18 protein-coding genes are annotated in these 19,025 nt (G+C 43.4%); 11 read left to right on the top strand and 7 right to left on the bottom strand.

What is annotated here, in order from left to right:
• The first annotated feature begins 92 nt into the window (after positions 1-92).
• From J4N43_RS07400 to J4N43_RS07390, 3 genes are all read left to right on the top strand, one after another.
• Positions 93-2,063 carry a tetratricopeptide repeat-containing diguanylate cyclase gene (locus tag J4N43_RS07400; protein WP_053350370.1) on the top strand — a complete coding sequence of 657 codons (1,971 nt, stop codon included), beginning with the start codon at positions 93-95 and terminating at the stop codon, positions 2,061-2,063.
• A gap of 87 nt (positions 2,064-2,150) precedes the next feature.
• On the top strand, positions 2,151-2,849 hold the full coding sequence (locus J4N43_RS07395; RefSeq protein WP_017635969.1) for an IclR family transcriptional regulator: 699 nt from the start codon (positions 2,151-2,153) through the stop codon (positions 2,847-2,849).
• Between the two features lie 106 nt (positions 2,850-2,955).
• Positions 2,956-3,648 carry an SDR family oxidoreductase gene (locus J4N43_RS07390; RefSeq protein WP_053350369.1) on the top strand — a complete coding sequence of 231 codons (693 nt, stop codon included), beginning with the start codon at positions 2,956-2,958 and terminating at the stop codon, positions 3,646-3,648.
• 198 nt (positions 3,649-3,846) lie between these two features.
• Here J4N43_RS07390 and dkgB read toward each other — a convergent pair whose 3' ends face one another.
• Positions 3,847-4,647, bottom strand: coding sequence for a 2,5-didehydrogluconate reductase DkgB (dkgB, locus tag J4N43_RS07385; RefSeq protein WP_053350368.1), 801 nt, complete (start codon positions 4,645-4,647; stop codon positions 3,847-3,849).
• A gap of 112 nt (positions 4,648-4,759) precedes the next feature.
• On the opposite strand from dkgB, the gene J4N43_RS07380 reads away from it, so the two are divergent.
• Both J4N43_RS07380 and J4N43_RS07375 read left to right on the top strand, forming a co-directional pair.
• Positions 4,760-5,665 carry a LysR family transcriptional regulator gene (locus J4N43_RS07380; protein WP_005377343.1) on the top strand — a complete coding sequence of 302 codons (906 nt, stop codon included), beginning with the start codon at positions 4,760-4,762 and terminating at the stop codon, positions 5,663-5,665.
• A 132-nt stretch (positions 5,666-5,797) separates the two neighbouring features.
• Positions 5,798-6,703 (top strand): TIGR03571 family LLM class oxidoreductase, encoded by a 906-nt coding sequence (locus J4N43_RS07375; protein WP_053350367.1) that lies wholly within the window; start codon positions 5,798-5,800, stop codon positions 6,701-6,703.
• Between the two features lie 115 nt (positions 6,704-6,818).
• On the opposite strand, the gene J4N43_RS07370 is transcribed toward J4N43_RS07375, so the two are convergent.
• Positions 6,819-7,703: a LysR family transcriptional regulator gene (locus tag J4N43_RS07370; RefSeq protein ID WP_053350366.1), complete on the bottom strand. Its 885-nt coding sequence runs from the start codon at positions 7,701-7,703 to the stop codon at positions 6,819-6,821.
• Between the two features lie 159 nt (positions 7,704-7,862).
• Here J4N43_RS07370 and J4N43_RS07365 point away from each other — a divergent pair, with 159 nt between their 5' ends.
• The 3 genes from J4N43_RS07365 (at position 7,863) to J4N43_RS07355 (ending at position 10,755) form a co-directional block, all read left to right on the top strand.
• The gene (locus tag J4N43_RS07365; protein ID WP_062730578.1) at positions 7,863-9,044 is read left to right on the top strand and encodes an MFS transporter; all 1,182 of its coding nucleotides are present in this window, start codon (positions 7,863-7,865) and stop codon (positions 9,042-9,044) included.
• Positions 9,045-9,187: 143 nt separating this feature from the next.
• Complete coding sequence (locus J4N43_RS07360) at positions 9,188-9,709, top strand: TetR/AcrR family transcriptional regulator (protein ID WP_031777252.1); 522 nt, start codon at positions 9,188-9,190, stop codon at positions 9,707-9,709.
• Complete coding sequence (locus J4N43_RS07355; RefSeq protein WP_053350364.1) at positions 9,706-10,755, top strand: alcohol dehydrogenase family protein; 1,050 nt, start codon at positions 9,706-9,708, stop codon at positions 10,753-10,755. The genes J4N43_RS07360 and J4N43_RS07355 overlap by 4 nt, the downstream gene beginning before the upstream one ends.
• Before the next feature lie 203 nt (positions 10,756-10,958).
• On the opposite strand, the gene J4N43_RS07350 is transcribed toward J4N43_RS07355, so the two are convergent.
• On the bottom strand, positions 10,959-11,870 hold the full coding sequence (locus J4N43_RS07350; protein WP_062730577.1) for a GlxA family transcriptional regulator: 912 nt from the start codon (positions 11,868-11,870) through the stop codon (positions 10,959-10,961).
• 120 nt (positions 11,871-11,990) lie between these two features.
• Between J4N43_RS07350 and J4N43_RS07345 the strand changes: the two genes are divergently transcribed.
• On the top strand, positions 11,991-12,509 hold the full coding sequence (locus J4N43_RS07345) for a cysteine hydrolase family protein (protein WP_005377333.1): 519 nt from the start codon (positions 11,991-11,993) through the stop codon (positions 12,507-12,509).
• Positions 12,510-12,629: 120 nt separating this feature from the next.
• Positions 12,630-13,391, top strand: coding sequence for a transporter substrate-binding domain-containing protein (locus J4N43_RS07340; RefSeq protein WP_158159665.1), 762 nt, complete (start codon positions 12,630-12,632; stop codon positions 13,389-13,391).
• A 98-nt stretch (positions 13,392-13,489) separates the two neighbouring features.
• Here the strand turns inward: J4N43_RS07340 and J4N43_RS07335 are convergent, their stop codons facing one another.
• Positions 13,490-14,563 carry a permease gene (locus tag J4N43_RS07335; RefSeq protein WP_422398840.1) on the bottom strand — a complete coding sequence of 358 codons (1,074 nt, stop codon included), beginning with the start codon at positions 14,561-14,563 and terminating at the stop codon, positions 13,490-13,492.
• A gap of 346 nt (positions 14,564-14,909) precedes the next feature.
• Here J4N43_RS07335 and J4N43_RS07330 point away from each other — a divergent pair, with 346 nt between their 5' ends.
• Positions 14,910-15,902 (top strand): zinc-binding dehydrogenase, encoded by a 993-nt coding sequence (locus tag J4N43_RS07330; RefSeq protein WP_158159667.1) that lies wholly within the window; start codon positions 14,910-14,912, stop codon positions 15,900-15,902.
• Between the two features lie 147 nt (positions 15,903-16,049).
• Here the strand turns inward: J4N43_RS07330 and J4N43_RS07325 are convergent, their stop codons facing one another.
• The 3 genes from J4N43_RS07325 to J4N43_RS07315 all read right to left on the bottom strand — a co-directional run bounded on the left by J4N43_RS07325 (position 16,050) and on the right by J4N43_RS07315 (position 18,924).
• Positions 16,050-16,952, bottom strand: coding sequence for a homocysteine S-methyltransferase family protein (locus J4N43_RS07325; protein WP_062730575.1), 903 nt, complete (start codon positions 16,950-16,952; stop codon positions 16,050-16,052).
• 275 nt (positions 16,953-17,227) lie between these two features.
• Positions 17,228-17,962, bottom strand: coding sequence for an amino acid ABC transporter ATP-binding protein (locus J4N43_RS07320; RefSeq protein ID WP_086047138.1), 735 nt, complete (start codon positions 17,960-17,962; stop codon positions 17,228-17,230).
• A 14-nt stretch (positions 17,963-17,976) separates the two neighbouring features.
• On the bottom strand, positions 17,977-18,924 hold the full coding sequence (locus tag J4N43_RS07315) for an amino acid ABC transporter permease (RefSeq protein ID WP_005377325.1): 948 nt from the start codon (positions 18,922-18,924) through the stop codon (positions 17,977-17,979).
• Positions 18,925-19,025 lie beyond the last annotated feature (101 nt).

The raw sequence follows: 19,025 nt of genomic DNA, 5'->3' as shown, positions 1-19,025 counted from the left end.
TAGTACACCCAACTTAATCACAACGCTGATGCGTTAAAAGCGCTATGATAACTCAACTTTAAAGGCACCTTAAATTAAAGGCTCGTTTAAACATGCGCGTGCTCTATCCCTTGCTTGCGTCACTTTTGCTCACTCCAGTATATGCAAGCGACACTCAAGATATTGAACCAAACCAAAATATCACACAGTGGCACTCTGTCTACCAAACCACACTACGAAGCAACCCTGAGTCGGCATTGAGCATGCTTCAAGATCGCTACCATACAGCGAAATCGGACAGCGAAAAGCTCTACGTAAGTGGATTGATTTATGAATATATGTCAAACATAAATCAGCCTTACTACGGCAGCAGTCAAGTCTTAGACAACCGTTTTTCTCAATTAGAATCAGAATATATTCTTGCCTTAAAGGAACGTAAGCATGGTAGTTACGAGGCCTCAGTAGATAGCTTTTCTTCTTTGCGACAGACAATGAAGAAAATATCCGATTCCGAAGGCAAGGCTCTGATGAACTATCAACTTTGTTATACGCTGAATCAACAAGGTCGTTATCACAAAGCAAACTTTTATTGCTCATCCTTAGAGAGCCACTTAAATCATAAGCATCAAGAAAACTTCCCTGTTGATCTTGCTTTGCGCGTAATAGCAAATAACTACAATTACCGCGGTGACTATGAAAAAGCCTTAAGTTTGTATCGACAGTTGATGGCCAACATGTCGACGCAAAGCGATCCTTCAGGGATTTACAATGACGTCGGCAATTTACTTGCAGAGCTGGGGCAATTTGAACAATCAGAGCAATATCTCATTCAAGCCCTACTGGTTCGCCAAGATGAAGGGACACCTCTTGAAGTTGCACAAGTCGAACATAGTCTAGGAGCGATGTACAGAAAATCCAAAGAACTCGATAAGTCCATCAGCCACTACAAAAATGCATTGACGATTCTCGAACAACTTCATTATCCATACGGGCAAGGGTTGACCTATTTAGGGTTATCTGCTGCTTTGGCCGATTCTGGGCAATTGGATACCGCGGTAGATTACATTGGAAGAGCATTAAACATTGCCCAAACTTATGAGAATACGCACCTTGAAACAGAGGGTCATTTGGCTGCTGGATTGGCATATTTAAAGAACCATACACCCGAAAAATCGATTGAACACAGTACAATAGCGTTAAGATTAGCGGTAAAAAACGCTAGGCCCTTATTGCAAGCGCAAGCCCAATTACTCCTCTCAAAAGCATACCAAGCTCAAAATGATTACAAAAAGGCACTGGAGCATCACAAGGCCTACTCGACGATTGAACTAACGAACCGAGACGCGAGTAATATCAAGGCGTTAGAGGCACTAGATCTCACTAAAAAAGAGTATGAATATGATCTACAAGTCGCGCAGTTGAACAACGAAACTCTTCTAAGTCAGTACCAGTTTGAAAAACTCACAGACCAACAACGCACTTATAATTTTGTTGTTTTCTGTTTATTGATTCTCCTCGCTCTGGCATTGATGGTTCAGCGACAAACACGCTTAAAAGCCAAAATAGACAGCTTAACGTGTGCATTAAACAGAGCGGCAATTATAGAGACGATTAAAAGCCAAACCTCCAAAGCGGAAGGAGACTTCCGCTACGTTCTAGCATTAATCGATCTAGATGACTTTAAGGCGATTAATGATCAGTATGGTCATCCGACTGGCGACTTAGTACTACAACAGGTATGCAAAGCGCTTAAAGCTAAACTTAATAAGGGAGATTACTTGGGTCGTTTAGGTGGAGAAGAGTTTATCTTGCTATTGAAAAACGTCGATGAGATTGACGTTCCCTTTAGAATACAAAGTCTGCATAAAACAATTTCAGAAAAGAGTGTACATTCGCTTAATAACCATCAATTGAATATATCTGCGAGTCTGGCCTATCTATCAACCTCAATGCCACTCACCAACTTTGATGAGCTCTATTCGATATTAGACCAAGCGTTATACAATGCTAAGAAGCAAGGAAAAAACTCCCTTGTGGACGCATACAACGAGCCGATCAGTTTAAGTGCTGAGTATATTCTCTAATAAAACCAAACCACCAGCGTAGTGGTTTGTTATAGGTGGAAGCATCAGTAAGCCATTCAGATGCAACACCATCATCAAGGAGTCTTTGTGCCCAAGGCAAGAAAAAACATTCAGTCTCTAGAGCGAGGTTTTCTAATCCTCGAGTTGCTCTCGATGAGTGAGTCTCCCCTATCATTACAGACGATCAGTAATGCGATCCAGTTAAATAAGACGACTGTTCACGGGTTACTTGCGACTCTACACTCTCTTGGATATGTATCCAAACACAACCATAGCTACAGCCTAGGGTTTAGATGCTATGAACTGTCTAAGCCGATTGAACAAAAAAACGAAGCTATCCGACAACACTTTGTTCCATTGCTGAAAAAAATGGCCCAAATGACTAACAACACTGCTTACCTCGCTGTACAAAGTGGCGCTAAAGAGTACTTGTATATCGATGCTATAGAGCAGGATAACCCTCTTACTATCCGTAGCCCGAGAGGGAAACGAGAAGGACTCACAACATCTGCGATCGGCAAGGTTTTTCTTAGTTTTGATGATGAGCTTCGCCGAACATTGCGCCTTGAAAGCCAAATATCCCCCACGTTAGAAACTGAACTTAATCAGGTTGTATTATCAGGTTACGCACTCGATTTAGAAGAGGCAGAGCCAAACCTCAATTGCTTAGCGATCCCCCTTTACTTGGATGGTAAGGTCGTTGCTGTTGCAGGTGTCAGCGGTGCTGCCTCCGAACTGACGGTCACTAGGCTAAAACACTTTGCCAGCATCTTTCTCAAACTTTAAGATTTGACAATGTCGAATTCTAGGCCATTTTTATACTGTTTTGATTACATGCTTATACGTCGCCTCTAATATGGTCGTTGTTCAACTCAACAACGTAGGAGAAGCGATGTCTACTGTATTAATCACTGGCGCTAACCGTGGCTTAGGCTTGCAATTTGTCCGCCACTACCTTGGAAAAGGTTGGCAAGTTATCGCAACTTGTCGTTCACCAGAAAATGCTAAGCAGCTCAATGAACTAGTAACCCAATCTAATCAACTTCAACTGATGGCTCTAGACGTCACTAACCAACAAGATATCGATCAGTTAGCCACTCAATTAGCGGAGCGTCCGCTCGATCATTTAATTCTGAATGCAGGTGTATTAGGCGAAGAGTGTGCAACTCTTGGCGAAATGACCCAGAAAAAATGGCTAGAAGTACTAAACATAAATACCGTCGCACCTGCCCTGCTAATTCAAGCCCTACAAGACAACGTTGCGAAAAGTCAGCACAAAACCATCGTGGGAATCTCAACCCGAGTTGCGAGTTTAAGCGATAACAGTTCAGGTAACATGTACAGTTATCGAGCATCTAAAGCAGCGCTTAATCAGGTTCTAGTATCAGCAGCACGCAATCTCGAATCGCAAGGAGTAAAAACTGTCGCAGTTCATCCCGGCTGGGTAAAAACCGATATGGGCGGTGAGAACGCAACCTTTTCTGCCGAGGAAAGTGTTGCAGGCATTGTTTCGGTCGCAGAACAGCTAACACTTGAGCAATCCGGAAGCTTCCGCGTATTTGATGGCTCTACAATCGAATGGTAACTGTTCTCTAAATGACGTCTCCCGGCCAAATTGAAGGCCGGGAGAATACAGTAAACTAATAGGCCAAAAAGATAAAAGCTCGCACTATCGTCAGACAAGCGAGCCGTTATCGTCTATGGTGTTGTACTACCGTCAAACGCTGAGGAAGTCAGCGATTGCAGAGGTGTCATTTAGGCAATGATTTCCCGTGAAACTCACTCAATCATCCCACTCAGGCGCTAGCCCTTCAGGGTTTACTTCGCGGCCATTTCTTTCCAACGCATCTATCTTTGCAATCGCCTCTTCACTCAGATTAAGTTCAAGTGCTTTCAGGTTACTTGCTAAATTCTCTCGTTTAGTTGAAGACGGGATCACCGCGTAACCTTTTGACAAAGCCCAAGCAAGCGCGACTTGAGCTGGCGTGGCCTGATAGTCCTCAGCAATACCTGCAATAGTTGGGTCCCCAAGTACTTTCCCATATGCCAAGGTCATGTAAGACGTTACCTGAATATCGTTTTCCTGCATGAAGCTGACCAACTTACGATTTTGCAAATAAGGGCTAAGCTCGATTTGGTTGGTAACAATATTCTCTTTACCGACCACTTCTATCGCTTGTTGCAACAAGTCAATATTAAAGTTGGAGACGCCAATATTACGGGTTAACCCTTGCGATTTAGCTTCAAGTAATGAAGCCATGTATTCGCTCAAGTTATTGTTATTGCCAGGCCAGTGGATCAAGGTCAAATCCACATAATCTGTATTTAGCTTTTCTAAGCTCTCTTTTAGACTTGGAATGAGTTGTTCCGTGTTCATGTTATCAACCCAGACCTTGGTCGTAATGAATAGCTCATCACGTGCAATACCGGACTGTGTCAATACTTCACCGATTTCTGCCTCATTACCGTAAATCTGTGCAGTATCAATTACGCGGTAACCCACTTCTAACGCATTACGGACTGAATCCTTAACTACTTCACCCTCTAAACGAAACGTGCCGACGCCAAATGATGGTACTTTCATCTAAATCTCCTGAATTATCGATTTTATAGTTGATTCGAAGCAAAACTTTACGCCGCAAGAAACTTTCCGTAAAGTTAACAATACTCAAATCTAATTTGAAATATATTCAACAATGAAAGCTACTCTAGATGAAATGCGCACCTTTATGGCCGTGGTCGATACGGGTTCAATCAGCTCTGCGGCTGAACTGTTATCGATGACCGTCTCGGCGGTGAGTCGATCGGTATCTCGGCTAGAAGCCAAACTCGAAACGACTTTGTTAAATCGCACAACCCGTAAGTTAGATGTTACTAATGAAGGAACGATATACCTCGATAAAGTCAGACATATTGTAGAAGCAGTAGAGAATGCCGAAGCACAACTGAAAAGCCAGAAATATAAGCCCTCTGGCCTCCTACGAATAAACGCAGCTACCCCCTTCTTACTGCACGTACTAACGCCGCACATTGCTAAATATCAGAGCTTGTATCCAGAAGTCGAAATCGATCTCAATTCCAATGAGGAAAATATTAGCCTTTTGGGAACAAAAACCGATATTGCTTTTCGTATCGGTGAGCTACAAAACTCAACCATGCGCGCGATATTTCTTGGTAAAAGTCGGATTCGAATCGTCGCGAGTCCAGAGTATTTAAGACAACATGGTACTCCAACCTCAATAGATCAGTTACTCAATCACAAGCTACTTGGATTCAACAAGCCGGAGTATCTTAAGGAATGGCCGATCATGGATGATAAGAACAAACTTCTGCGTATTATGAGTAGCCTAAGATCTGATAATGGCGAGACGCTAAGATGTTTAGCCTTACATGGTGCGGGGATAGCTTGCCTGTCTGACTTTATGACCTACTCTGACCGACAAGCTGGTCGCTTAGTGGGCGTGCTTAGTGAACACACGCATAATGTCGAACAGCCAGTTCATGCGGTGTATTACAAAAATGCCAGTACCTCACGCCGGATCAGCTCTTTTATTGACTTCATCAAGCAAGAAATCAAGGTAGAGAACCACCAGTTCCTTTAAAGACCACCGCTGTTTGTGGCAAAACACTTTTGTCTTTTTGCCGCTTTTTCTCACAACAAAAATCTCATAGTGTCCTGAATATCAGGGAGGCACCTTGCCTCCTAGTACTCAAAGTAATAGTCAGGCTTCATAATGCATAAAGATTTAAGTAACAGATTCACCATCGGGGTTGAGCTCCCCCTAGATAATGACTGGACCCAAGAAGGCCAGAAAAAACGCCTGCTCCAACGAAAACCGTTCGGCGTACCAGACATGAGTGCACATAAACAGCGTATTATGTTAGCCGATAAGTTAGGCTTTAACGTAGCGTGGGTGAGAGATGTCCCGTTGTACGACCCTAACTTTGGAGACGCGGCACAAATTTATGAACCGTTCAGTTATCTTGGCTATCTCTCTGCGTGCACCGACAACATTCTACTAGGGACAGCAGCGATAGTATTACCGTTAAGACAACCTTGGCTAGTGAAAAAAGCCGCTGCGACCATCAACGAGTTAAGTGGTGACCGCCTGATACTCGGTGTGGCTAGTGGAGACCGCCCTAGTGAATATCCCGTTTTTAATGCCAACTTTGACAGCCGTGGCTCAGCTTTTCGAGAAAGTGTAGAGATTTTGAAAGATACGCAAAATGATAAGCTGGGTAACGATCTACAGTTATTACCCGAGTTTGCTGATATTCCTATCTATGTCGCAGGGTTAGCGCAGCAAAGTCCACAATGGATAGGAGAAAACCTAGACGGCTGGCTCGCCTACCCAGGCACACCTGATGATCATGAACACCGCGTTGCACTTTGGCGCTCCGTAGCGGGAAACAAACCCTACGTCAGCTTTATTCATCTTGATTTAGTCGATAACCCAAATGCACCAGTCGTTCGGCATCATTTTGGTATCCGGGCCGGAGTCAATGGCTTGATCGATGAGCTAGAAAAAATGCAAGAAGCAGGAGTCAATCACATCGGGTTGCATTTCCGTCGTAATAGCCAACCAATTGAGAAATCAATGGAACGGATCGCTCAGTACGTGTTGCCACGCTTTAACTAAGATCAAATAAAAATATGTGCCACCTTACTAAGGGGTGGCACGCTAGGCTTGGCAGTTGGAAAAACAAAGGCTGCAATAACGACAAAACTCTTTTGTTAAAACAACAATAATAGTGTTATTTTAAAGTAAGTCTTGGTTGAATAAAGTCGATGAACGCGGAAATACGCCTAGAGACTGAAGAAGATTTGTAGAACACAGCATTGACCTGTTCTCGTCCAGTATTTGTGATTTTTTCCGATTCAAACAATGCCACTAACCGTCCAGAATCAAGATCATCTTTCACCATAAAGCCAGATAAACATGCAATGCCGTTCCCTGCCAGCACTAACTGTCTAACCGTTTCACCACTGCTGGATAGGATATCAGGCTCTATCATCTCAAACCCTCGTAATGGCCACTGGTTTAACACTTTAGCGCCAGAAAAACCGATCAAGTTATGACTGCGCAAATCGCTCACCGCTTCAGGGAAACCTCGTTTAGATAAATAACCAGGCGTGGCAACGATAAATAGTGGGCTTGTTCCTAAAGGTTTAGCATGCAGTGTTGAATCCGATAATCGTCCAATACGTATTGCCACATCGGTTCTTTTTTCCAATAGATCCACAAAACCCTCATTAGAGGTAAGATCGAGTTGAATATCAGGATAAGCCTCTTTAAATGGCTGAATTAACGGCACGAGTTGATGTAAAACAAATGGGCTAGCGGCATCAACTCTTAAGCGCCCCTTGGGTAATTCACCTCGTGTGATGATCTCTTCTTCAGCTTGCTGTATTTGTAGTAAACCTAAGCGAACCGCTTCAACAAACTGATGCCCTTCCTCAGTAACTTCCACTCTGCGCGTCGTGCGATTCAGCAAGGTTACCCCCAACTGTGATTCAACTTTACTAACCGCACGAGATACCCTAGCGACTTGGATACCTAGTGCATCAGCAGCGGAAGAAAATCCACCACTATCCACAACTGCCATAAGAATCTCTAATTCATCTGATCGGGTTAACATTTCATCCCCTTTCTTAACTGCGCATTTTCATCATTTATAGCAAAAGTATTTTGTAATAAATACCATTTTTCGCAACGAATAACTCTTTAATAATACACGACATGGAAACGGGCTATTCGTTTATCCATTCATATTCAATGATTATAAGAGAGAGTTGTTATGCCTTTAGCTTTACTTGCATTGACGCTGAGCGCCTTTGCTATTGGAACCACGGAGTTTGTAATTGTCGGTCTGATACCGACTATGGCCTCCGACCTCAACGTATCATTACCTTCAGCGGGTCTTTTAGTTAGCCTGTACGCACTTGGTGTCGCGGTTGGTGCTCCCGTTTTAACAGCGCTGACTGGTAACTGGAAAAGAAAGTACGTTCTGCTTTCTGTTATGGCACTGTTTGTTCTTGGCAATCTGTTAGCCTGGCAAGCACCTGGATACAACACACTAGTTACAGCAAGGATACTGACCGGGCTTGCACACGGTGTGTTCTTTTCGATCGGCTCGACTATCGCCACTGGCCTAGTGTCAAAAGAAAAAGCCGCTAGCGCAATTGCTATTATGTTTACCGGTCTCACCGTAGCTCTAGTGACGGGCGTGCCACTTGGCACCTGGATTGGCCAGACATTTGGTTGGCAGGCAACCTTCCTAATCGTCGCGAGCCTTGGAATCATCGCACTGATAGGAAGCGCTCTGCTAGTGCCGAGTAATCTGAAACAACCACCAGCAACCAAGCTGTCATCGCAAGTAAAAGTCTTGACTCAACCTCGTCTACTTTTGGTGTACGCAATCACCGCGCTCGGTTACGGTGGTACGTTCACAGCCTTCACTTACTTGGCTCCTATTTTGGAAGAAGTTTCGGGGTTTGGCTCTAGCGCTATCAGCCTAATTATGTTGGTTTATGGTGTATCAGTCGCATTCGGCAACATCTGGGGCGGAAAGATGGCCGACTCTATGGGGCCAATCAAAGCTCTGACAGCGATTTTCTCGGGCCTAATTGTGGTATTGCTCGTGTTTAGTGTCACAGCATTTAATCCAATTTCTGCAGTAGTGACCATTCTTGTCTGGGGTGCCTTTGCCTTTGGTAACGTTCCAGGACTTCAAGTTTATGTTGTCAAACTAGCAGAGAAATATTCACCTGATGCAGTCGACGTCGCTTCTGGTCTCAACATTGCTGCATTTAACGTAGGTATTGCACTGGGTTCTTGGGGCGGTGGCCTTATCGTGGCCAATGCTGGGCTGATGCACACACCTTGGATTGGCGCGATCGTAGTATTAGGTGCTCTACTACTAACCCGTTTCAGCGGAATGCTAGACAAGCGTGGAGAGCAGCCCGCAACGGCACACTGATTCACGTTCCAAATCGATAAAAATCACTTAAGTTAGCCCGGCATTACGTCGGGCTTTCAATACAGAGTTTAAATACACCATTGACTGAGGTAGAAAGTTTATTCTACCCTTAGGTAAAACAAACGTTCTACCTGGTGTATCAAATAGTGAAAGAAAAAATCGCAGCAAGCCTAGAAAAAGCATTCAGTCAGTATGGCTTCGCCGAGCCTAGCGTACCCCAACTCAAAAACGCCTGCGAAGTCAGCCTGAGAACCCTGTACAAATACTACCCCTCCAAGGAAGCGATGATTGTTGCAGCTCTCGAGCATCGCCATCAAAGGTATTTGAGTTTTTTACTCGAAGACGCCCCTGCCAATGGAACACCGGCTGTATTACACCTATTCACTCGCCTCGAGGATTGGATGAAGGAGTTTGCACCGAATGGCTGCATGTCCATCAATGCATTAGCAGCCTATCCAGAAAATCTATCTATTAATCAAGCAGTAAAACAACACAAATTGGCGGTTCGTCAGCTTATGGTCCAACTAAGTCAGCGAGAAGACCTCGCAACCACACTCTTCTTGTTACATGAAGGTCTATCCAACGCATGGCCGGTTCTCGGTCACGCTGCCTTTGCATCCGCTGAACACACTCTGCTAGAACTAATGAAGGAGAACAATCAATGACCACAATCCCGAAAGTCATGAAAGGCGTCCAACTTATCGGTCATGGTGGGCCAGATATGCTTCGTTACCGCGATGATATACCTGTGCCAGTCCCCTCGCCTGATGATGTATTGATCCAAGTTGCCGCCGCCGGAGTCAATAACACCGACATCAATACCCGAACAGCATGGTATTCTAAAAACGACGCCAATAGCATGGATGCAAGTTGGTCAGGAGACGCGCTATCTCTCCCTCGAATCCAAGGTGCCGATGTATGCGGTACCATCGTCGCTGTTGGTGAGAATATCTGCCCATCACGAATCGGTCAGCGTGTGCTCATCGAACCATGTATTACGCGCTTCAACAGTCAAGCACTTAGCTCGCCTTGGTACTTCGGTTCAGAATGTGATGGTGGCTTTGCTCAGTTCACTGTTGTTGACAGTAAACATGCATTTGCTGTGAATAGTAGTTTATCGGATATCGATTTGGCCTCCTTCCCTTGTTCTTATTCAACTGCCGAGAACATGCTTGTCCGCTCTAATGTCACAGCGAGCGATACCGTACTGATTTCAGGGGCATCCGGTGGTGTTGGCTCTGCCGCAATCCAACTGGCGAAGGCGCGTGGAGCATACGTCATTGCTATCGCCAGCCCAGAAAAGAAAGAACAGATCACGGCATTAGGAGCAAACCAAGTTATCCCTCGCGATGCAAATTTAACAGCGACTCTCGGAGAAAACAGCGTTGACGTAGTGATTGATTTGGTCGCAGGAGAGCAGTGGCCACAATTTCTTCAGGTACTAAAGCCAGGATCAAGATACGCTGTTTCCGGCGCCATAGGCGGCCCAATTGTCGAGCTGGATGTAAGAACTCTTTACCTTAAAGACCTAGCGTTATTTGGTTGTACCGTTTTGGCATCAGAAGTATTCGGTAACTTGGTTCGCTATATCGAACAGAACGCAATTCGTCCCTTAGTCGCGGAGTCATTTCCCTTGAACCAGATAGGTCAAGCGCAAGAAGTATTTTCACGCAAGCAACATATTGGGAAACTGGTTTTGGAAATCACATAGCTTTTCGATTAACAGCGGCCTATACAAGTCGTTGTAATTTGAGAACACTTTAAGCATCCTAAAAAGTTCTCAATACTTAGAAGATCGCTACGGTTGGCTTAGCTTGTTATCCCTTTTCATCACGCTAAGCCAGCTTGTAAAAATATGTGTGTTTGCTTCTGAGTTATAAATGTTTAATACCAACATTATCTTACTTCTGGCGTTCATGAACAGAACCGAGATCTGAACGACTTCGGTGTTAAACCTACGATCCTATTAAATATTTTCCTGAACGCGCTCACATCTTGGTAACCCACTCTAAATGATATTGCGTCAAATGTTAGGGTTGTCGACTCAAGTAAATCACAAGCTTTTTGTACTCTTAAGCTTTGTATGTATTGGTTAACATTGAAACCTGTCGCCTTTTTAAAGCGTCGCTGCAATGTCCTTTCTGTTAAACAACTCAACTCTGCAAGCTCTTTATTGCTCAGTTTTCCTTGATAATGATCGTTTATATAGTGCTGTAGTTGAACAATTACCTCATCACCATGTTGGAAGTTTGGGGTAAACTGTTGATAAAAGCGTTGCTCTCTCGGACCAGTATCAATAACCAACATTTTGCCTAACAGGCGCATTACTGCCGGTGACGCAAATAAGGAAACCAGCTCCAAACCTAAATCCACCCATGACATCATACCCCCAGCCGTAATGATCGTTCCTTCGTTAATAAGGATGGCTTCTTGTCTTACGTGGATATCGGGAAACTGACTCGCTAATGAAGGAGCTAAGCCCCAGTGTGTTGTACAAGACTTATTGGTCAACAACTGGGTTTGAGCAAGAATAAAAGTACCAGCGCAGGCGGAGGCTAAAATCGCACCTTTACTATATTGGACATTTAACCAGTCGAGTAGCTCTGGCTCTGGTTCTAAGTAATATTGACCAGTGCCGCTAGGCGGAATCATTACCGCTGTTTTCACATCGAAGTGCGTGTTTGGCCAGTGATCCAATATCTCTACTTCAAAGTGCACATCAACGCCCAATTTAGCCGCCGCACGGTTTGCCATCTCGAAGAGTTCGCTTAAACCATATACGGAGGCTTGCGAGCTATCTGGGTAATTAACGAGTGCTATTTTCATTTTCAATTATCTTCAAGTGTCGCTTTTTGACTCTTTTGTGTCATTTTAGACTCTAAAGAAGGTAGCTAAAAGTCTTTATATTATTCGTACCGCAATGATCCTCAATAAAAGGAAAAGAAAATGACTCAAAAAGCCCTACTTGTAATTGATTTGCAAAACGACTATTTCCCAGAAGGAAAGTTCCCTTTATGGAATACAGAATCGACTTTAGACAATGTTAAGAGAGCAATAACTAAAGCCAATGAGCAAAACATTCCTGTGATTCATATTCAGCATATTGCCGACCCTGCCATGGGTATTGCCCCATTCTTCAATGAAGGCAGCGACGGTGCCAATATTCACCCAGAAGTTCTTGCTTTAGCGCCGAATTCCGAAATCGTGGTAAAGCACTTCGCAGATAGCTTTGAAGGAACACGTTTAGAAGAAGTATTGGCAAGCAAAAATGTAACGGAGTTACTTGTATGCGGAATGATGACACAAAACTGCGTGACACATACTGCTATCTCAAAATCTGCGGACAAGTATGATGTTTCGATCTTAATGGATAGCTGTACCACGGTCGATGAAATGATTCACAACATTGCACTTCACGCTGTCTCAACGAGAGTTCCCCTCGTAACTATTGAAGATAAGCTGTAATACACGTAAAACCTTTCGCTCACACAATGCGAGCGAAAGGTCACACATATATGCACTTTCATTGATATTTGCTTACTTTGTGTTAAACATTGGTTTCCAAACAGTTACAAGGAAACGTTTATGAAATGGATAGTCTTATTGTTTATTAGCTTATTTTCAGTTTTCAGCCATGCGAAAGAGTGGAAACAAATTCGCTTCACTGTTGAAGGGGCTTACCCCCCATTTAGCTGGACGACAAAAGAGGGAAAGCTAGAAGGGTTTGAAGTCGACCTCGCTAACGCGTTATGCAAAGAGTTAGAAGTAAAGTGCGTTATCTCAAAAATGGATTGGGATGGCATCATCCCTTCTCTCCTTAGTCGCAAGAACGATGCGATTATTGCTGCAATGACAATCACAGAAGAACGAGAAAAGAAAGTCGATTTCACCGTCCCTTATGCAAAAGTACCGACTCGTTTTGTAATGAAAAATGATAGAGAAATCAACATGGATGACGGCAGCCTAAATCGTTTATCTATTGGAGTTCAAAGAGCCACAATTGGTGATAAGTACCTTTCTGCCTTGTATCCAGATATTGATATTCGTCGTTATGGTACGTTCGATGAGGCATTTACCGATCTACTCAATGGACGGTTAGATGCTGTATTTGGCGGCTCAATCGGTTTAAGTGCTGGTTTTCTTGAAACTGCACAAGGTGAAGGCTATCACTTTACTGGACCAGCGTTTACAGAGGAAAAGTGGTTCGGCCGTGGCATTGGCGTAGCAGTGAGAAAACAAGACAAAGAATTAAAAGCATTACTCAATAGCGGAATACAAAAATTGATCCAAAGCGGTAAGCATAAAACCATCGCCAGCAAGTATTTCTCCTATAGTATTTACGAGTAACCTCTTTATCTTTTTATAGCCTGCGCGGTATAGGAAACTTCCCTTTCCCTATATGGCGACAAAAACAGAGCCCTCGAGCAGTCGCCCGAGGGTTATTTTTATAAAAAAGCCCACGTATATAAGTAACCCGCTCCCATGGCCATCGTTAAGATAACGATTAGGAAGGCAGCGATCATTTGGTTCTTAAAAATTGATTTCAACAAAATCACTTCTGTAAGACTTGCGCCAGCACTACCAATAATAAGCGCCATAACAGATCCAAGAGCCATACCTTTTTGTACTAGTGCCGCGCTAAGTGGAATGACCGCCTCTGCACGGATGTACAATGGAATACCAATGATTGCTGCGACCGGAATCGCGTACCACTTCGCTTCACCAGCGAACTCCGCAATGAACTCCGTCGGGATGAAGCCATAGATAAATGAACCAATCGCAATGCCCATCATGAGATAAGGGAACACTTGCTTAAAGTCTTTCCAAGTTGATTGCCAAATACGTACCCAGCGGCTAGGCTCTTTCTCTTCCACGACTGTCGCTGTTGCACTACCGCCAGATGAACAGCAAGATACTTCCACTTTAGGTTCAGGTTTTGGTACATCACCACAACAAGATGTTTTCGCCGCAACTGGCGTAGGTTCATTGCAGGCGCTGGTATCACAGCTTGATGCTGGTCTCGCTTCTTCTTTTTTCTTGCTTGAATCGCCACAAGAAGTACCGCACGAAGAAGAACCTACCGCTTGATATGCTTCTGGTTTGACGTAACGTTCAAACCCTAGTTTTTCAAGTACATAGCCTGCTACCACTGATACTGACATCGCGATAGCAAAGTAAAATACCGCAACTTTCCAACCAAAAGTCACCACAAACAAGCCAATAATCACTGGGTTAAGCAACGGGCTTGCAAATAGGAACACCATCATAGGTCCAAAACCTGCTCTTGCACGCAACAAGCCTTTTAAGAAAGGAATGGTCGAACACGAACAGAAAGGCGTAATCGAACCTAGCAACGCAGCAATGAAGTAACCTTTACCCTTTTTCGAGCTGAGAATAGATTGAATTTTTTCTGGCGTTAGAAAATCTTGCAACACACCGACAATGTAGCTAATTGCCAGAAATAAGATGATAAGTTCGGTTGCTAGAAACGCAAACATATCCAGCGCTTCTTTAGCCATAGTTATAATTTCTGTATTCACATTTACTCTCCTCGTCATTTTTCGCTAACAAGCTTACCTGATAGATAAGCCTTTATTTCGATATTTCTGGAATTATAGAATCACAAAACAAAAGATCAACAAAATATTTCCATAAAAATGGAATAATAAAACTAGTCATTACTTATCATAAAGTTACATGTCGTTAGCTATGCAGACTGGTTGTCGATGATAATTTCAGAGCATCTCAAATCCTTTTTATCAAACATAACCTAAAATTATCAAAATAAGAAAAAACCATAATTATTGCAGCAGCACCCTCTGAGTTAGTATGACTTTCGACCATTCTTAATAATAAGGAAAACCTATGAGAGCGATAACTTACCAACGAGATAACGATACTTTCTCTTTATCCGAATTACCTACACCAAAACTAGAAACCCAATTTGATGTATTGGTTAAAGTTAACGCTGTTGGTTTGAACCCTGTCGATGCAAAAATTCATTATTGGTCAGACATGGTCACTAACATGGATAACAATTTTGTTGGCGGGTTAGACGTATCAGGAGAAATAGTCTCTGTAGGCGATGCGGTCGTTGATTGGAAGGTTGGCGATAAAGTGTTGTATCACGGAAACATGAGACGCCATCACGGTGGATTCGCTGAATTTGCTATCCATGATTCAAGAACGCTCATAAAGCACCCTCAGGTTTCAGTTGAAGTGGCAGCATCCACACCTTGCGCAGCCTGGACAGCATATCGCGCTTTGGTAGACAAGCTCGATATTTCAAATCGAAGCAGCATTTTTATCGCCGGAGGTGCTGGCGGCGTTGGAAGCTTTGCTATTCAGTTAGCAAAGACATTTGGTGTTGAACAGATCATTGCTACTAGTTCAGAAGCTAATCACGCATATTTGTCCTCGTTAGGAGCAACCCATATGATTGATTATCATCATGAAGATGTAGTTCAGCGAGTAATGGACATTACCGGAAATCATGGCGTTGAGGTTGCACTCGATTGTGTAGGCGGTGATAACGACCGAATTGCAGCCTCGATGTTAACCTTTGAGGGCGAAATGGTGGAGCTCGTCAAGACTGTCGACCCTTCTCAATATCCAGATGCCTTCTTAAAAGGCTTGGGCTTCCATCAAATAAGTTTGGGCTCTGGTCATGTCTTTGGCGAGAGAGGGTTTGCAAGTATCGTTAATGCCGGAAAGGAAGTGTCTGAGCTATTAGAAAATGGAGAATTGGAAGTACCGAAACTGAAGATCATCGGCTTAGAGGATGTAGGTAACGCACTCTTGGACATGCGAAATCAGAGAACAGTTGGAAAGATTGTCGTTAATCTGAACCAAAAATAATTAATAAAGATCTCGAGGCAAACTGGCAAAGTAATGAGCAAGTTAAAGCATCTTGTTACTTTGCCAGATATGAAAGACCTTTATTTTGTCTATAACGATGAATGAAAAACAAAACCTCTTGCCGTACTTCCCTGCGCTTCACCAAAATTAGGCGTTTTCGAGAGTGTCTCTCCAAGTCGCTAGCAATTTAATATGACGTGGTTCAATCCCACAGCAACCACCAATAATGCTTGCTCCCTGCGCATGCCACTTTTTAGCATACTCAAGATATTCAGTCGGAGAGAAATGACGAACTTCCTGAATGGTCTCGTTGGCTTGGTGCGCTTGCTTTATCGGAGCAAAGCTATTTGCGAAAACACCTATCGTCAATTCTCTACCTGACTCACACAATACTGCTTGTGTATCAATGATCGCTTGCTCGACAACTTCAGGAATAGAGCAATTGAAAAAGATACCTGAAACATTTGTTTTCAACAGCGTATTAACCGCGACTTTAAGAGATTCCCCTGAGCGAAGACGAGGCAAAGAGTTAGGCTCGTCCATTAAGGTGAAAGCAATATAATTGGGCTTATCTGTTTTGGCTAAAATTATTGATAGAACTTCAACTTCAGCGAGGCTAGACACGGTCTCAGCTAACCAAATATCAACATATTGATCTTGAGCTTCAAATAACTCAGAAGCCACTTCCAGTGCCCTTTTCGGCTCGAATAATTCAGGCCTGTAAGACCCCATTACAGGAGGAAGAGAACCCGCAACGAGCACTCTACCGTTAGAGCTGGTGACTACATCTCTGGCAATTTTAGCTGCAGATTTTGCTAACTCAGTCCCCCGTTTTGCATAGAGTTCCTCGCCTAAGTGAAATGGGACACATGCATAACTGTTGACAGTGATAATCTCAGCGCCAGCGTCTATGAAATTCTCATGGGCCATTTTTACATATTGTGGTGATTCAATTAGCGCTTGTGCACTCCAAAGCGGCTGAGAAAAAGGGGCGCCAATACGTTTCAACTCTCGCCCCATGCCACCATCTAAAATTGTTACTTTCTTCATTTAGACATCCATACCGCCAAACATCCATAAGCTCTATTCAAACACAATTTTTATCAATTCAAAATGAAATTGTTATGTTTAAAGTGAACAAAGACTTAATGGCTGATTAAACACTCTAGTATTTACCAGACCTTTCATTCGGACCAAGCTAATGTTATCGCCATTAACTTCGAGTAAAAGCCCATTATCTATGTCTCTCGGCGAGGCGAGCGTTACGAGCCACAATAGTGCATGAAGTGATTGAGGGACTCGCCCTCAATCAAATTTTCTTTTTATTATAAGACTTTAGATAAAAACTTCTGCAATCTAGGGTTGGTGGGGTTATCAAAAAATCGCTCAGGAGAGTCAGAAACCAAAAGCTCACCATCTTCCATAAACAACACCCTATCAGCGACCTCTTTTGCGAAACCCATTTCATGAGTAACCACTACCATCGTCATTCCGTCCTTGGCCAAATCTTTCATCACATCAAGAACTTCTCCAACCATTTCAGGGTCTAGTGCTGATGTGGGTTCATCAAACAACATAATGTTGGGCTTCATTGCTAACGCACGAGCGATTGCGACGCGCTGCTGCTGTCCACCTGATAAATGATTAGGATAATTATCCATTCTCTCCGACAGACCGACTTTATAAAGCAAATCTTTTGCTTCTTTCTTCACCGATTCAGGGGCACGTTTAGAAACCTTTAAAGGTGCTAACATGACGTTCTCTATCGCCGTTTTATGTGGAAAAAGGTTGAAGCCTTGAAATACCATGCCCACATCAGCGCGTAGTTTATTGATATCCGTAGATTTGTGGTACATATCGATACCATCTACGATAATAGACCCACTATTTATTGTCTCTAATTGATTGATCGTCCGTAAGAATGTTGACTTACCAGAACCTGACGGTCCTACGATGACAATCACTTCCCCTTTTTCTACATTTACCGATACGTCCTTGAGCGCATGGCAGCCATTAGGGTAAATTTTATTAATTGTTTTTGCTGAAATAATGTATTCCATTAATGACTCCACCATTAATCACTTGCTGCCAATTTCTTTTCTAACGTTTGTATTGCCCAAGATAAGGTACTAGTCAGAAGCAAATAAAGGGCCGCTACGGTAAACCAAACTTCAAATGGGGCAAAACTACCACTTACGACTTCCCTGCCCGCTTTTGTCAGATCAGTAATCGAAATCACGGAGACAAGTGAGGAATCTTTTATCAGGTTGATAAACTGCCCGGCTAAGGGAGGTAATGTCTGCTTAAACGCTTGAGGTAAAATGACATAAATCATCGCTTTGGGATAATTCATTCCTAGTGAACGCGCCGCTTCCATTTGTCCTCTTGGGATTGACTGGATTCCTGACCGCACAATTTCTGCGACGTAAGCGGCGGTAAACACGGAGAGCGCTATCACTCCCGCAGTAAAACGCTCAAGGTCAAGCACAGTACCAATAAAGAAGTAAACGATAAAAATCTGTACTAAAAGAGGCGTTCCACGAATGACCTCGACATACACAAGCGCCAGCTTTTTTAATGCCGGATTGCTGGATATGCGCATTAGTCCGACAACTAAGCCCAACGCTAGAGCAATGATAAGTGACCAGAGTGAGATTTTAATGGTCGTCACAACACCATCTAAAATTGGGCCAGAGCGCCACTCTTTTATAGTTGCTAAGGTATCTCCTTCAAAAATAAGATCACCTTCATAGACGTCCACAGACTTATATTGGCTTAGTTCAAGAACAATATCACCATGAATACTCTCCAGAGCCAGTTGGTTATTCTCGTCGAGAATGATGTTCCCATCGACAGGCGCGGTAATGGATGAAGCAGCGTTAGTGGCAATATAAGGAAGGACACGCTCCCAATTCCAGCTGTAATCGATTCGCTTACCTGACAGATAGACAAGACCGCAAATTGATAGCAAAACAAGAACAAAAACAGCGTTCCACAATAGGGATTTAAAGTTATTTTGCATGTGATTCCGAGAATGACTTTGATTAAAGTTGGTTGGGTATTTGAATAAAGAAAAGCGTTAGCTTCACAGCGCGAACCGTTTGGTTGGCGATGAGCCGAGCC

This window comes from Vibrio sp. SCSIO 43009, assembly GCF_023716525.1.
GTDB classification, from domain to species: Bacteria; Pseudomonadota; Gammaproteobacteria; order Enterobacterales; family Vibrionaceae; genus Vibrio; species Vibrio alginolyticus.
Note: the sequence above shows the minus strand (reverse complement) of the source record. Positions and strands in the feature narration are given on the sequence as shown.

Coding starts and splice junctions, on each gene's coding strand:
- J4N43_RS07400 (WP_053350370.1), top strand. CDS start 93: ATGCGCGTGCTCTATCCCTTGCTTGCGTCACTTTTGCTCACTCCAGTA.
- J4N43_RS07390 (WP_053350369.1), top strand. CDS start 2,956: ATGTCTACTGTATTAATCACTGGCGCTAACCGTGGCTTAGGCTTGCAA.
- dkgB (WP_053350368.1), bottom strand. CDS start 4,647: ATGAAAGTACCATCATTTGGCGTCGGCACGTTTCGTTTAGAGGGTGAA.
- J4N43_RS07380 (WP_005377343.1), top strand. CDS start 4,760: ATGAAAGCTACTCTAGATGAAATGCGCACCTTTATGGCCGTGGTCGAT.
- J4N43_RS07375 (WP_053350367.1), top strand. CDS start 5,798: ATGCATAAAGATTTAAGTAACAGATTCACCATCGGGGTTGAGCTCCCC.
- J4N43_RS07370 (WP_053350366.1), bottom strand. CDS start 7,703: ATGTTAACCCGATCAGATGAATTAGAGATTCTTATGGCAGTTGTGGAT.
- J4N43_RS07365 (WP_062730578.1), top strand. CDS start 7,863: ATGCCTTTAGCTTTACTTGCATTGACGCTGAGCGCCTTTGCTATTGGA.
- J4N43_RS07355 (WP_053350364.1), top strand. CDS start 9,706: ATGACCACAATCCCGAAAGTCATGAAAGGCGTCCAACTTATCGGTCAT.
- J4N43_RS07350 (WP_062730577.1), bottom strand. CDS start 11,870: ATGAAAATAGCACTCGTTAATTACCCAGATAGCTCGCAAGCCTCCGTA.
- J4N43_RS07345 (WP_005377333.1), top strand. CDS start 11,991: ATGACTCAAAAAGCCCTACTTGTAATTGATTTGCAAAACGACTATTTC.
- J4N43_RS07340 (WP_158159665.1), top strand. CDS start 12,630: ATGAAATGGATAGTCTTATTGTTTATTAGCTTATTTTCAGTTTTCAGC.
- J4N43_RS07335 (WP_422398840.1), bottom strand. CDS start 14,563: ATGGCTAAAGAAGCGCTGGATATGTTTGCGTTTCTAGCAACCGAACTT.
- J4N43_RS07330 (WP_158159667.1), top strand. CDS start 14,910: ATGAGAGCGATAACTTACCAACGAGATAACGATACTTTCTCTTTATCC.
- J4N43_RS07325 (WP_062730575.1), bottom strand. CDS start 16,952: ATGAAGAAAGTAACAATTTTAGATGGTGGCATGGGGCGAGAGTTGAAA.
- J4N43_RS07320 (WP_086047138.1), bottom strand. CDS start 17,962: ATGGAATACATTATTTCAGCAAAAACAATTAATAAAATTTACCCTAAT.
- J4N43_RS07315 (WP_005377325.1), bottom strand. CDS start 18,924: ATGCAAAATAACTTTAAATCCCTATTGTGGAACGCTGTTTTTGTTCTT.